Origin of the sequence: Caballeronia mineralivorans PML1(12) (assembly GCF_001028175.1) — a bacterium.
In the GTDB taxonomy this organism is placed as follows: Bacteria; Pseudomonadota; Gammaproteobacteria; order Burkholderiales; family Burkholderiaceae; genus Caballeronia; species Caballeronia mineralivorans.
Map to the genome: position 1 here is coordinate 26,437 of NZ_AEJF01000024.1, position 13,096 is coordinate 39,532.

Genomic DNA, 13,096 nt, shown 5'->3' on the forward strand with positions numbered 1-13,096 from the left:
CATCCTCCCTTTCCAGATCGCGCGTGGACCACATTCCCTTATGGGCGCAAATCTGCGCCATTTTCCTGCTCTTGTTTCTTTCTGCATTCTTCTCGATTTCCGAAACGTCGATGATGGCGCTCAATCGCCATCGCCTGAAGCACCTCGCCAACCAGGGTTCGCTGCGCGCCCGTGTCACGCAGAGCCTGCTCGCCAAGACCGATCAGCTGCTAAGCGTGATCCTGATTGGCAACAATCTGATCAACACGATCATTCCGGTCCTGACAACGTCCATCGCGCTGCACACCTTCGGCCATAACAATCTGGTGTTGTCGGTAACGACCGGGATTGTGGCGTTCCTGATCATTGTGTTTGCGGAGATTGCGCCGAAGATTGTCGGCGCGACGTACCCGGAGAAAGTCGCGCTGCCGGCCAGCCTGGTTTTGTCGCCATTGATGCGCGTGGCCTGGCCACTCGTCTGGTTCGTCAACCTGTTCGCGAACGGCGTCCTGAAGGTGCTGCACATCAATACGAAAGGCGGCCGCGACCAGCGGCTTTCCACTGAAGAACTGCGCACCATCGTGCTGGAATCGGGCAATTTCATGCCGACCAAGCACCGCAGCATTCTGCTGAACCTGTTCGATCTGGAGAACATCACCGTCGACGACGTAATGATCCCGCGCCGCCGGATTGAAGCGCTGGATTTCGACGCCCCTTTCGACACGATCCTGCATCAGCTCGAGACCTGTTATCACAACAAGCTGGTGGTGTATCAAGGCGATATCGATCGCGTGCTGGGCGTTCTGCACGTGAGAAAAACGCTGTCGGCCCTGCATAACCAGGAGTTCGAGCGCGAGACCTTGCGTGAGCTTTTGGCCGAGCCGTACTTCGTCCCGGCCGGCACACCCGTGTTTCAGCAATTGCAGTTCTTTCAAGAAAGCCGGCATCGAATCGCGATTGTCGTGAACGAATACGGCGAGTTGCAGGGGCTGGTGACGCCGGAAGACATCATCGAAGAATTGATCGGCGAGTTCACCACGACCATTCCACGCGGCGCGGGTTCGCGCGGCGGCTGGGATAAGAACGGCGAGTGCATTGTGGCGGGCAGCATGCCGCTGCGAGAGCTGAACCGATGGCTCAAACTCACGCTTCCCACTGATGGCCCCAAGACCCTCAACGGCCTGATCCTCGAGACGCTGGAAGAGATCCCGGACGGCGACGTGAGCGTGCGCATTGCAGGCGTGCACTTCGAAGTAATGCGCAGCGACGATCAGGCGATACGCACCGTGAAAATATTCCGGCCGCAAGGCGTAGTGCTGAGGAAGCAGGGCTAGAAACGAAGTTGAGTTCATGGGCCGGTCGAGTTTGGCGTGGGGCGTCGGGTTGCCACCAGCTTGCGCTGTTTTCGCCTGCGCGCATCACCCATCGGGCCGCGTTAGCCATTCGGCCAGCTTTTTCGGGGGTGCAAGCGTTAGCCATTCGGCCGAGTTGGAATGAGGCGCGTGCAAGGACAAGATCGGGACATCCCGTCCACCGAGCGACGCCCATGTCCTCTTTGTCCTCTTCTCTGCCGGTTACGTTTTCGCGGCCGCCGCCACTGTTATCCGCTCGCCCAGCCGAAGCAACGGCAGATGCGAACAGTGCCCCGGCTGTCGCGCTGCTCACTGATACCGTGCGTGAGATGCTCAACGCGAAATCGCGCAACGTCTGTGTCGTCGAAGATCCCGCCGAGATCTCGCTTGCAGGCATCAACCAGGCGCGCTCGGCTACTTTCCACTGCATGTGGTGCAGCCTATCGCCGTAGCCGAGGAATCCGCTTCGCTCGGCGTGATGCTGCTCGATCTCGCTACACTGGGCGACCGTCAGGTGGACGAACAGACCCGTGCGTTTGCCAGCCTGTGCGAGCCGGTCGTGATCGTGGTGCTCGGCGCGTTGGTGAGCGGTCTCGTCGTCGCGATGTATCTTCCGATCGTTCAGCTCGGGAATGTGGTGTAGGTGGTGTAGGATCGCAGCCGAATTCAACCCAGGACAGCCATGCAGCCTTTGTATCAGGCGGAGTTTTCAGGCCGCTATCTCGACGCCCTCGGTTCCGCGTTCAGCGCTTTGCCGCTCGCGGCGCAGTATGGTTTCGCGATCGTCTTCGGGCTGGTGATCGGCAGCTTTCTGACGGTGGTCGTGCATCGTCTGCCGATCATGCTCGAACGCGCATGGCAGGCGGAGAACACGGTCGCCCCGCAAGACCACGCCGATCAAGCCACGCCGCCCGCGCGCTACAACCTCGCGGTGCCGCGCAGTGCGTGCCCGCATTGCGGCCACGTGTTGCGTCCATGGGAAAATATTCCGGTCGTGAGTTATGTTCTGCTACGCGGGCGCTGCGCGAAATGCAACGCGCATGTCAGCGCACGTTATCCGTTGACGGAACTGGCTACCGCACTGCTCGCCGCCCTGTCGCTGTTCGCGTTCGGAGCCTCGCTGACGGCGCTCGCAGCTTTCGGCTTATGCGCCACGCTCCTGGCCACGAGCCTGATCGACTTCGATACCCGCTATTTACCCGACACCTTGACCTTGCCGCTGCTGTGGGCTGGCCTGATCGTCAATCTCGGCGACACTGCATTCGTCCCGCTGCACGAAGCGGTGATCGGCGCGATCGCGGGATATCTGTTTCTCTGGTGCGTGTATTGGCTTTTCAGGCTCGTGCGCGGCGTGGAAGGCATGGGTTATGGTGATTTCAAACTGCTCGCCGCGCTCGGCGCGTGGCTTGGCTGGCAAGCACTGCCGCAGGTCGTGCTGCTGTCGGCGATAGCGGGCGCGATCGTTGGACTGGCGGCAACGGTCATCGGCAAGATGCGGTTTGAAGAACCGCTGCCGTTCGGGCCGTTTCTCGCGGCAGGCGGCGTAATTACGCTATTTTTTGGTACGCCGCTTTACGCGGTGTTCGGTTAAAAAAGGGGCAAAGAGATGTTCAGCATCGGCTTGACCGGCGGGATCGGCAGCGGCAAGACCACGGTGGCGGACATGTTCGCGGCGCTGGGCGTGCCGGTCATCGACACTGACCTGATCGCACACCAGATCACCGCGCCGGGCGGTGTCGCGATGCCTCTGATTGAAAGCACGTTCGGCCCGCAATACGTCGCCCCTGACGGCTCGCTGGACCGCGCGAAAATGCGCACGCGCGTTTTCTCCGATAACGCTGCCAAGGCTCAACTCGAATCGATCACGCATCCGCTGATCCGTGCCGAAAGTGAGCGGCAGCGTCATGAAGCACAAGGTGCTTATCACATCGTCGTGGTGCCGTTGCTGATTGAAGCAGGCGAACGCGCCAGCAAAGTGGAGCGTATTCTCGTGGTCGATTGTCCAGTGGAAACGCAAATCGAACGCGTGATGCAGCGCAACGGCTTCACCCGTGATCAGGTGCTCGCGATCATCGCGCGTCAGGCCACGCGTGAGGCACGGCTGGCGGCAGCCGACGATGTAGTGCTCAACGACTGTGCCGCCACGCTCGACACGCTGCAGCGCGAGGTAAACGCCCTGCACATGCGCTACGTGACGATGGCCTCGCAAGGGAGCAAACCGCGTACCTAGCAAGTGCGTGCAACGCGTTCGAACTCGTCACGAACGGCGCTGAAAATGCGCCTCGGATGCTATTAAACGTGTGGATTTGCCTGGGGTTTGATGCGGCATTAGAATGTCCTCACTTTCTGCCATCGAACCCATCGACCAACGCCGAGGCGAGCGCGCTTGATCCTTTACGAGTACCCCTTCAACGAGCGAATCCGAACGCTGCTGCGCCTCGAAGACCTTTTCGAGCGCTTCACCTTCTTTCTGACTCAAGAAGACCCGCGCGAACATCACGCTGCACTGACTACGTTGTTCGAGATCGCCGAAGTCGCGGGCCGCACGGATCTGAAAGCGGATCTGATGAAGGAGCTGGAGCGGCAACGCCAGACGCTCGCGCCGTTCCGGGGCAATCCCGGTATCGAGCAGGATGCGCTGGAGTCGGTGCTGGGCGAGATCGAGCAGACGCTGGCCGGGCTTGGACAGATGCAGGGCAAGACAGGCCAGCATCTCGCCGATAACGAATGGCTCGCGAGCATTCGCAGCCGTACGATCATCCCGGGTGGAACCTGCCGCTTTGATCTACCGTCGTACTTCGCATGGCAACAAAATCCAGCCGAGGAGCGTCGCGGAGACATCGCGAAATGGGTCACGCCCATGCTGCCGCTACGCGACGCCGCCACTATCGTGTTGCGTCTCGCACGCGAATCGGGACAGGCATCCAAGGTGATGGCAATGCAAGGCAGCTATCAGCAGATGCTTTCAGGTCGAATTTATCAATTGATGCAGGTGCGGGTACCGTCGGACACGCGCCTGATTCCTGAAGCGAGCGCGAACAAGTACATGCTGTGGGTCCGCTTCACGGTGCAGGACGGCGATCTGAGGCCACGCGCCGTGGACGCTGACATCCCGTTCCACCTGACGCTGTGCAGTCTTTAAGTTGGGCTTAAAAACCCCATTTACTGAAGAGAACCTCTCTGGAATCCGCTCTGCCGAATGACTACCATCGTTAAATGCCCGACCTGCGAGAAGGACGTCCGCTGGGTTCCCGAAAGCCGCTTTCGTCCGTTTTGTTCAGACCGTTGCAAGCAGATTGATCTCGGCGCTTGGGCAGCCGAAAAATATAAGATCGGCGGTAGTCCGTTGGACACACCGCCCGATGAAGATTCCCATAGCGACCTGAACTAGAACTAGCCCTGCGGCCTCAAACCGCTTGCCGCCTGCAGCCACTCCAGCACCGGAATGGCTGCGGGCAGCAAGGGCGCGACATCGGCGGGAAGATGCTGCCAGGCCAAGGCCTGACCTTCGCGGCCGACCGGATCGCCGTTCCACGCCGTCACCTTGCAAAAGAAGAGCCGCACGTAAGCATGCGGGTAATCGTGCTCGAGCGTCCGCCAGCGCTCGCAGGCGGTCACATCAATGCCCAACTCCTCGTGCAATTCCCGCGCAAGTGCTGCTTCAACGCCTTCCCCCGCTTCTAGCTTGCCGCCCGGGAATTCCCAGTAACCTTCATACGGTTTGCCTTGCGGGCGCTGCGCCAGCAGATAACGGCCGTCTGGCTGCACAAGCACGCCAACGGCCACTTCGGTCACCTTGCGTCCGTCGGGTGCGGTGTTTAACGAACTCGCGGGCGACGTCGTCATGCTTTGCGGCCCGACCAGTCACGGGCGAATTGCCACGCCACCCGTCCCGAGCGCGAGCCGCGCTCCAGCGCCCACACGAGCGCATCGCCCCGAGCACCGGCAATCTCTTCTGCCTCACAGCCGAAATGCTTCAGCCAGTGTCCGACGATCGTCAGGTAATCGTCCTGTTTGAACGGGTAAAAGCTCACCCACAAGCCGAATCGCTCGGACAGCGAGATCTTTTCTTCAACCACTTCGCCGGGATGAATTTCGCCGTCTGACGTGTGTTTGTAGGTCTCGTTGTCGCTCATGTATTCGGGCAACAAATGGCGCCGGTTCGACGTTGCGTAGATCAGCACGTTGTCCGATTGCGCGCAGATCGAGCCGTCCAGCGCCACTTTCAGCGCCTTGTAGCCCGACTCGCCTTCTTCGAACGAGAGGTCATCGCAGAAAACGATGAACCGTTCCGGGCGCGAGGAGATCAGATCGACGATATCGCCGAGATCGTGCAGATCGTCCTTGTCGACTTCGATCAGGCGCAGCCCTTCTGCGGCGTAAGCGTTCAGGCACGCCTTGATCAGCGAGGACTTGCCCGTGCCGCGTGCGCCCGTGAGCAGCACGTTGTTCGCCGGTGACTTGCGCACGAACTGCCGCGTGTTCTGCTCGATCAGCCCCTTCTGGCGCTCGATGTTGCAGAGATCGTCGAGCGTGAGCGGCGACAAATTCGGCACGGGTTGCAGAAAACCGCGTCCCTGGCGCTTGCGCCAGCGAAACGCCATCGCACTGTTCCAGTCGATTTCGGGCGGAGCCGGCGGCAACATCCCTTCTACGCGCGCCAGGACGGCTTCGGCGCGCGTCAAAAATTGTTCGAGTTTATCCATGGGAAATGAGTGGTTCAGGACCGGTAATCGGCGTTGATGCTGACGTAATCGTGCGAGAGGTCGCACGTCCAGATGGTGGCATCAGCCTGGCCACGGCCGAGCAAGACGCGGATCGTGATCTCACTTTTCTTCATCACGCGCTGGCCGTCTTCCTCGCGATACTCAGGATTGCGGCCACCGTTTTTCGCGACCAGGACGTCGTCGAGATACAAGTCGATCTTGTTCACATCGAGATCGGCCACGCCTGCATAACCGATGGCGGCAAGAATCCGGCCCAGGTTGGGATCGGAAGCGTAGAACGCGGTTTTGACCAACGGCGAATGGCCGATCGCGTACGCAATCAGGCGGCATTCGGCTTCGCTCGTGCCGCCTTCCACCGTGACCGTCATGAACTTGGTTGCGCCTTCACCGTCGCGCACGATCAGTTGCGCCAACTCTTGCGCCACCGATGTCACGGCATCGCGCAAAGCGAAATAGGCGGGAGAATCGGTCGAAGCGATCAAAGGCAGCGTCGACTTGCCCGAAGCAATCACGATAAACGAATCATTCGTCGAGGTATCGCCGTCGATGGTGATGCAGTTGAACGAGCGATCCGCCACATGCTTGATCAGCGTATCGAGCACCGGTTGCGTGAGCGCGGCGTCGCAGGCGAGAAAACCGAGCATGGTCGCCATGTTCGGCCGGATCATGCCGGCACCCTTGCTGACACCCGATAGCGTGATCGTGTGGCCATCGATCTGAACCCGACGCGATGCGGCTTTCGGCAGCGTATCGGTGGTCATGATGGTTTGTGCGGCTTCGAACCAGTGAGCTGGTTTTTGATTCGCCAGCGCCGTGGGCAACCCGGCTTTCAAACGGTCGACGGGCAGCGGTTCGAGAATCACGCCCGTGGAAAACGGCAGGATCTGCGTGGCATCGAGCTCGAGAAGCCCCGCCAGCGCCACACAGGTTTCGCGCGTATGCGCCATGCCCGGCTCGCCGGTTCCCGCATTGGCGTTGCCCGTATTCACCACCAGCGCACGAATGCCCTTGGCGCCGGCGCGCACCGCGTCCAGATGCTCACGACACACCGTGACGGGCGCCGCGCAGAAGCGGTTCTGCGTGAACACACCTGCGACCGTCGCGCCTTCTTCGATCTGTATGACGAGCACATCCTTGCGATTCGGTTTTCGAATGTTCGCCTCCGCCCAGCCTAGCGTGACGCCGGCGACGGGATGCAGGTTGGCGGGATCGATCGAGGGGAAATTGACGGCCATGTTCGCGACTCGCTGAAAGTGGCGAGTGCCGGTGCGCGAGACGCGAGCCGGCACGAAGATGAATAAAACGGCGCCTGACTTGTTGAAAAGACCGACGCCCGGGAAAAACGAAACCAACCTGCCAAAGACAAACGACGCATCGCTGCGTCGCCTGTCTCCACTGCTGCTTGTTACTCGCTACGGCTCTTCAAGCGCCGATTATGCGAGCTTGCCGTGACAGTTTTTGTACTTCTTGCCGCTGCCGCACGGGCACGGGTCGTTGCGACCGACCTTCGGCACGTCGTCGGCGGCCGCGCGGGTCGCGACCGTCGTGTCGTCGCCGTAGGCCATTGCCTGATTAACCATTTGCGTGGTGGCATCGGTGGCCACTGCGGCTGCCGCCGCCCCGCCGCCGTCGAAGTCCGCGTGCTGGAACGATACGTTCTCCAGATGGCTGCCCTTCTCTTCGTACTGCTCGGCGGCTTCTTCAAGCTGTTCCGGCGACTGGATCTGCACGTTCATCACAACACGCGTGACTTCCTGCTTCACGGAATCCAGCATGGCGGCGAACAGTTCGAACGCTTCGCGCTTGTATTCCTGCTTCGGATTTTTCTGCGCATAACCGCGCAAATGGATGCCCTGACGCAGGTGATCCAGTGCGGCGAGATGCTCGCGCCAGCGGCTGTCGAGCGTCTGCAGCATGATCGAACGCTCGAACGCGCTGAATGATTCACGTCCGACCAGCGCGACCTTGGCCTCGTAGGCTTCATCGGCAGCGGAAACCACAGCTTCGAGAATTTCATCGGCATCGATGGAATTGGACTCGTTGATCATCTCCTGCACCGCGAGATCGAGCGACCAGTCGTTGCGCAGCGCCTCTTCGAGTTCCGGCGCGCTCCACTGCTCTTCAATACTTCCCGCCGGGATATACGTGCGCGTCACCTCGGTGATCACGCTCTGGCGCATCGCGGTGATCGTCTCGGCCACGTCGGTCGCTTCGAGCAATTCGTTGCGCTGCTGGTAGATCACCTTGCGCTGATCATTCGATACGTCGTCGTATTCGAGCAATTGCTTGCGGATATCGAAGTTGCGCGCTTCCACCTTGCGCTGCGCCGATTCGATCGACCGCGTCACGATGCCCGCTTCGATCGCCTCGCCTTCCGGCATCTTCAGGCGATCCATAATGGAACGCACGCGATCGCCGGCGAAAATACGCAGGAGTGGATCATCCAGCGACAGATAGAACCGCGAGGACCCCGGATCGCCCTGACGACCGGCACGGCCGCGCAATTGATTGTCGATACGACGCGATTCATGCCGTTCCGTACCGATAATATGCAGCCCACCCGCCACCTTCACGCGGTCGTGAAGCGCTTGCCATTCGTCTTCGAGATGCTTGATACGGCGTTGTTTCTCGTCTTCGGAAAGCAATTCGTCCGCTTCGATAAACGACGACTGCTTCTCCACATTGCCGCCCAGCACGATGTCCGTGCCGCGACCGGCCATGTTCGTGGCGATGGTCACAGCGCTTGGCCGTCCCGCCTCCGCAACAATCGCCGCTTCACGTGCATGCTGTTTCGCGTTCAGGACCTCATGCTTGAGCCCCGCTTGCGTGAGCAGCCCCGAAAGCAATTCCGACGCTTCGATGGACGTGGTACCGACCAGCACCGGCTGTTCGCGTTCGACGCATTCGCGGATGTCGCGCGTGACGGCGTCGTAGCGCTCCTTCGCCGTCTTGTAGATCTGATCCTGCTTGTCGATGCGCTTCGGCGGACGGTTCGTCGGGATCACAACCGTTTCCAGGCCGTAGATCTCGTTGAATTCGTACGCTTCGGTGTCCGCCGTACCAGTCATGCCGGACAGCTTCGAATACATGCGAAAGAAGTTCTGGAACGTGATGGATGCGAGCGTCTGGTTCTCGTTCTGAATCTTGACGTGTTCCTTCGCTTCCACGGCCTGATGCAAGCCGTCCGACCAGCGCCGGCCGGTCATCATGCGGCCGGTGAACTCGTCGACGATCACAACTTCATTGCCTTGGACCACGTAATGCTGGTCGCGGAAAAACAGCGTATGCGCGCGCAATGCGGCGTACACGTGGTGCATCAGCGTGATGTTCTGCGGCGCATAAAGACTTTCGCCTTCGGCGATCAAGCCCCATTCGGCCAGCAGGCGCTCGGCCTTCTCGTGACCTTGTTCGGTGAGGAAGACCTGCCGCGCTTTTTCATCGAGCGTGTAGTCGCCCACTTTCTCCACGCCCGTGCCGTCCGCTTTCTCTTCGCCGATCTGCTGCTCGAGCAGCGGCGGCAGCGCATTCATGCGCACGTAGAGTTCGGTGTGATCTTCGGCCTGGCCGGAAATAATGAGCGGCGTACGCGCTTCGTCGATGAGAATCGAGTCCACTTCGTCGACCACCGCGAAATTCAGCGGCCGCTGCACGCGTGCGTTGGTCTCGTAGACCATGTTGTCGCGCAGGTAGTCGAAGCCGAACTCGTTGTTCGTGCCGTACGTGATGTCCGCGGCATAGGCTTCTTGCTTCTGCGCGTGTTCCATCTGGGAGAGGTTGATGCCCCACGACAGCCCGAGGAAGTTGTAGAGCTTGCCCATCCATTCGGCGTCGCGTTGCGCGAGGTAATCGTTCACCGTGACCACGTGGACGCCACGCCCGGACAACGCGTTGAGATACGCGGCGAGCGTAGCGACAAGCGTCTTGCCCTCGCCCGTGCGCATTTCCGCAATCTTGCCGTAATGCAGCACCATGCCGCCGATCAGCTGGACGTCGAAGTGACGCATTTTCAGCACGCGTTTGCTAGCCTCGCGGCACACTGCGAACGCTTCGGGCAGCAACCGGTCGAGCGATTCGCCGCTTGCGACGCGCTGACGGAACTCGTCGGTCTTCGCGCGCAGCTGCTTGTCCGTGTACTGCTCGATCGTCGGCTCGAAAGCATTGATCGCCGCAACGGTCTTTTGGTATTGCTTGACTAGGCGCTGGTTGCGACTGCCAAAAAACTTTTGGAGGAAACCGGTGGTCATCGGATCAGTGTCTGCGTCGCGGTATCGGCTTAGAGCACGCTGGATGCGTCCCAGTTCGGGGAACCTCGGCGGCTTAAGTCCATGGGTGAAATCGAATCGGGGATTTTAGCACGCGCCCCCGCTGGAGCTTGCGCGCACATCGTTTGTGGTACAGCGGCCGGACGACAAGCCAAACACCCTTCAAAGCGAAAGGCGCCGTGCCATGTCGGGGGGCTAGAGCGTTACAATCGACGCGTCGCCGCCAGCCCCACAGATTGAAAAATGAGCCGATTTCCGCCGAATTCAAGGCCTCCGCCACGCTTCGATCCGCGCAAGCCACAGGCGCTCTCGGACGTGCTCGGGCGCACGAGCGAGTTTCTCGCACTGCGCGCGGGCGTGGAGCAAGTGACGGCGCTACAACGCGACCTGATCGCGCTGCTGCCCGATTATCTTGGATCGAACGTGGAACCGGGTTTCATTAAAGACGGCGTGTTGGCACTTTTTGCCGGACATAACGCGCTCGCCGCCCGCCTTCGGCACATCGAACCGCGTCTTCTAGCCGATCTGCAGCAGCGCGGCTGGGCAGTTAATGCGCTGAAGATTCGCGTGCGGCCTCAAGCAATGAAAGATGTCGTGCCGCCGAAACAAGCGCGTATGTCGGCTGCCGGAGCGGATGCCCTGCAAACGCTCGCCGAGACGCTCGAACCGTCGCCACTTCAGGAAGCGCTCGCGAAAATGGCTGCGCGTCATCACGCGAAAACACAAAAAAAATGAGCGGCGCTCGAAAGCGGCCGCTCATCTTCATTCTGACTTGCTAAATACTTTATGCGAACGCCGTTTGGGTGTCGAAAGCGAAACCGCGCGGCGCAGCTTGTTTATCCTCGAACGTCACGATTTCATACGCGTCTTCGTGCGCCAGTAATTCACGCAGCAACATATTATTCATTGCGTGGCCGCCTTTATAAGCGGCATACGACGCCAGCAACGGATGACCGACCACGTACAGGTCGCCGATCGCGTCCAGCATCTTGTGCTTCACAAACTCGTCTTCATAACGCAAACCGTCGTTATTCAGGATCCGGTATTCGTCCAGCACGATGGCGTTATCCATGCTGCCGCCACGCGCCAATCCGAGTTCACGCATCATTTCCACTTCGTGCGCAAAACCGAACGTCCGTGCCCGGGCAATATCCCGAACATAGGATGTATTCGCAAAATCCACTTCAAGCGCCTGACCGGTTTTATCGACAGCCGGATGGCGGAAATCAATGGTGAACTTCAGTTTGAAGCCGAAATACGGATCGAGACGTGCGAATTTATCGCCGTCGCGGATTTCAACCGGCTTCGTCACCTTGATGAATTTCTTGGCCGCGTTCTGCTCTTCAATACCCGCCGATTGAATCAGAAACACGAAAGAAGCAGCGCTGCCGTCCATAATCGGGATTTCTTCAGCCGTGACATCAACATACAGATTGTCGATACCCAGCCCCGCGCACGCCGACATCAAATGCTCGATGGTCGACACGCGCGCGCCGTCCTTCTGCAACACCGAAGCCAAGCGCGTGTCGCCGATAGCCAAAGCCGACGCGGGGATGTCCACCGGCTCGGGCAGGTCGATACGCGCAAAGACAATCCCGGTGTTGGCCGGTGCGGGCCGAAGCGTCAATTCCACCTTACGGCCGGAATGCAGGCCGATCCCGACGGTTTTGACGATGGTTTTAATGGTTCGCTGCTTCAACATGATTTTTTTCGCTTCGATTGTGACTCTCGATTGAGAGAATCAATCGTGAATTTGTATTCAATAGCGCGGAGTATACTCTAATCACCTCGCGTCGTCCCAGACGGAACATTGCAACTTGTTTCCCGAAGTTACCGTGTAAGTTCGGCACGCAAAACGCACGTCTACGCGCGCGCAAGGAGGGTCGGGCCGATGACCGGAATGGAGGCATTCCCGGACATCGGCGCCGTATTACGGCTTTGTTGCGGCTTTGTTGCGGCGTGTTTCAAGCGGCGGCACAAACGTCATCTTTTGTAGCACGAATGCAACACAATGGCCGTGCTGTCGACCTGAAACCGGCCCAACATCAGTTCAACATCGCTTGAACCATCAGCCCAACGTCGCCAGTACGCTCTCAGCGCTGCTGACTTCAAACTTGCCGGGTGCTTCGAGGTTCAGCGCCTTGACCACGCCGTCCTCGACCACCATCGCGTAACGCTGGGAGCGAATTCCCATGCCACGCTCCGACAAATCCTGCTCCAGGCCGAGTGCTCGGGTAAAACGTGCGCTGCCGTCGGCGATCATCTTCACCTTGCCCGAGGTTTGAAGATCGCGTCCCCACGCGTTCATGACGAACGCGTCGTTGACGGAGACACACCAGATTTCATCGATACCCGCAGCCGCGAACTTCTCCGCGTTCTCGACAAAACCCGGCACGTGCCTGGCGGAACAGGTGGGCGTGAACGCGCCGGGCAATCCGAAGATCACCACGCGCTTGCCCGCCGTCCGCTCGCGCGCCGAGAAACCGTTCGGTCCCACGGCGCAACCCTCCGACGCCACCTCGATAAATTCGAAGAGACGTTCGTCGGGCAGCGTTTCACCAGTCTTGATCATGGATCGGCCTTTCACTGAGTCAGTGCTGGTCACGCCAGCGATCTACAACTTTGATTCTTCACACGTACACGCAACGCCGTTGTTCCGTCACCGATTTACGTTTCGATCTCATCCCAATATAGACGACGATGAACGCAATCGAGGCGCTCAGTCAGCCACAGTCCAGCATCTGGAAGACGCGGCCTGATAACGAAACAGAACAAC

General features: G+C 59.7%; 14 protein-coding genes. 8 read left to right on the top strand and 6 right to left on the bottom strand.

From position 1 onward, the window contains the following. Window positions 1-23 precede the first annotated feature (23 nt). The 7 genes from EOS_RS03845 (at window position 24) to yacG (ending at window position 4,722) form a co-directional block, all read left to right on the top strand. A complete protein-coding gene (locus EOS_RS03845; RefSeq protein ID WP_047845284.1) occupies window positions 24-1,313 on the top strand; it encodes an HlyC/CorC family transporter in 1,290 nt (429 codons plus the stop codon). A gap of 212 nt (window positions 1,314-1,525) precedes the next feature. Then, on the top strand, window positions 1,526-1,783 hold the full coding sequence (locus EOS_RS03850; protein WP_047845285.1) for a hypothetical protein: 258 nt from the start codon (window positions 1,526-1,528) through the stop codon (window positions 1,781-1,783). Continuing rightward, window positions 1,765-1,974 carry a type II secretion system F family protein gene (locus tag EOS_RS03855; RefSeq protein WP_407639104.1) on the top strand — a complete coding sequence of 70 codons (210 nt, stop codon included), beginning with the start codon at window positions 1,765-1,767 and terminating at the stop codon, window positions 1,972-1,974. The genes EOS_RS03850 and EOS_RS03855 overlap by 19 nt, the downstream gene beginning before the upstream one ends. A 39-nt stretch (window positions 1,975-2,013) precedes the next feature. Beyond that, the gene (locus EOS_RS03860; RefSeq protein WP_047845287.1) at window positions 2,014-2,922 is read left to right on the top strand and encodes a prepilin peptidase; all 909 of its coding nucleotides are present in this window, start codon (window positions 2,014-2,016) and stop codon (window positions 2,920-2,922) included. A gap of 15 nt (window positions 2,923-2,937) precedes the next feature. Continuing rightward, window positions 2,938-3,561, top strand: coding sequence for a dephospho-CoA kinase (coaE, locus tag EOS_RS03865; RefSeq protein ID WP_047845288.1), 624 nt, complete (start codon window positions 2,938-2,940; stop codon window positions 3,559-3,561). Window positions 3,562-3,717: 156 nt separating this feature from the next. Continuing rightward, window positions 3,718-4,473, top strand: a complete 756-nt coding sequence (gene zapD, locus EOS_RS03870; RefSeq protein ID WP_047845289.1) for a cell division protein ZapD — start codon at window positions 3,718-3,720, stop codon at window positions 4,471-4,473. Window positions 4,474-4,530: 57 nt separating this feature from the next. After that, window positions 4,531-4,722, top strand: coding sequence for a DNA gyrase inhibitor YacG (yacG, locus tag EOS_RS44150; RefSeq protein WP_075645280.1), 192 nt, complete (start codon window positions 4,531-4,533; stop codon window positions 4,720-4,722). Window positions 4,723-4,724: 2 nt separating this feature from the next. On the opposite strand, the gene EOS_RS03875 is transcribed toward yacG, so the two are convergent. The 4 genes from EOS_RS03875 to secA all read right to left on the bottom strand — a co-directional run bounded on the left by EOS_RS03875 (window position 4,725) and on the right by secA (window position 10,302). Next, entirely contained in the window at window positions 4,725-5,177 is a 453-nt protein-coding gene (locus EOS_RS03875) for an NUDIX domain-containing protein (protein WP_047845290.1), read from the bottom strand. Further along, on the bottom strand, window positions 5,174-6,037 hold the full coding sequence (locus EOS_RS03880; RefSeq protein ID WP_047845291.1) for an ATP-binding protein: 864 nt from the start codon (window positions 6,035-6,037) through the stop codon (window positions 5,174-5,176). The genes EOS_RS03875 and EOS_RS03880 overlap by 4 nt, the downstream gene beginning before the upstream one ends. Before the next feature lie 14 nt (window positions 6,038-6,051). Beyond that, window positions 6,052-7,293 carry a bifunctional glutamate N-acetyltransferase/amino-acid acetyltransferase ArgJ gene (argJ, locus tag EOS_RS03885; RefSeq protein ID WP_047845322.1) on the bottom strand — a complete coding sequence of 414 codons (1,242 nt, stop codon included), beginning with the start codon at window positions 7,291-7,293 and terminating at the stop codon, window positions 6,052-6,054. 198 nt (window positions 7,294-7,491) lie between these two features. Beyond that, window positions 7,492-10,302, bottom strand: a complete 2,811-nt coding sequence (gene secA, locus EOS_RS03890) for a preprotein translocase subunit SecA (protein ID WP_047845292.1) — start codon at window positions 10,300-10,302, stop codon at window positions 7,492-7,494. A 261-nt stretch (window positions 10,303-10,563) separates the two neighbouring features. Between secA and EOS_RS03895 the strand changes: the two genes are divergently transcribed. Further along, on the top strand, window positions 10,564-11,055 hold the full coding sequence (locus EOS_RS03895) for a DciA family protein (RefSeq protein WP_047845293.1): 492 nt from the start codon (window positions 10,564-10,566) through the stop codon (window positions 11,053-11,055). 49 nt (window positions 11,056-11,104) lie between these two features. On the opposite strand, the gene lpxC is transcribed toward EOS_RS03895, so the two are convergent. Next, window positions 11,105-12,022 (bottom strand): UDP-3-O-acyl-N-acetylglucosamine deacetylase, encoded by a 918-nt coding sequence (gene lpxC, locus EOS_RS03900; RefSeq protein WP_047845294.1) that lies wholly within the window; start codon window positions 12,020-12,022, stop codon window positions 11,105-11,107. A 366-nt stretch (window positions 12,023-12,388) separates the two neighbouring features. Further along, window positions 12,389-12,892 carry a peroxiredoxin gene (locus tag EOS_RS03905; RefSeq protein WP_047845295.1) on the bottom strand — a complete coding sequence of 168 codons (504 nt, stop codon included), beginning with the start codon at window positions 12,890-12,892 and terminating at the stop codon, window positions 12,389-12,391. Window positions 12,893-13,096 lie beyond the last annotated feature (204 nt).

Bases quoted from the DNA above. Each gene is read 5' to 3' on its own strand.
- secA (WP_047845292.1), bottom strand. From the start codon at position 10,302: ATGACCACCGGTTTCCTCCAAAAGTTTTTTGGCAGTCGCAACCAGCGC.
- EOS_RS03860 (WP_047845287.1), top strand. From the start codon at position 2,014: ATGCAGCCTTTGTATCAGGCGGAGTTTTCAGGCCGCTATCTCGACGCC.
- argJ (WP_047845322.1), bottom strand. From the start codon at position 7,293: ATGGCCGTCAATTTCCCCTCGATCGATCCCGCCAACCTGCATCCCGTC.
- lpxC (WP_047845294.1), bottom strand. From the start codon at position 12,022: ATGTTGAAGCAGCGAACCATTAAAACCATCGTCAAAACCGTCGGGATC.
- EOS_RS03850 (WP_047845285.1), top strand. From the start codon at position 1,526: ATGTCCTCTTTGTCCTCTTCTCTGCCGGTTACGTTTTCGCGGCCGCCG.
- EOS_RS03895 (WP_047845293.1), top strand. From the start codon at position 10,564: ATGAGCCGATTTCCGCCGAATTCAAGGCCTCCGCCACGCTTCGATCCG.
- EOS_RS03905 (WP_047845295.1), bottom strand. From the start codon at position 12,892: ATGATCAAGACTGGTGAAACGCTGCCCGACGAACGTCTCTTCGAATTT.
- EOS_RS03875 (WP_047845290.1), bottom strand. From the start codon at position 5,177: ATGACGACGTCGCCCGCGAGTTCGTTAAACACCGCACCCGACGGACGC.
- EOS_RS03880 (WP_047845291.1), bottom strand. From the start codon at position 6,037: ATGGATAAACTCGAACAATTTTTGACGCGCGCCGAAGCCGTCCTGGCG.
- coaE (WP_047845288.1), top strand. From the start codon at position 2,938: ATGTTCAGCATCGGCTTGACCGGCGGGATCGGCAGCGGCAAGACCACG.
- yacG (WP_075645280.1), top strand. From the start codon at position 4,531: ATGACTACCATCGTTAAATGCCCGACCTGCGAGAAGGACGTCCGCTGG.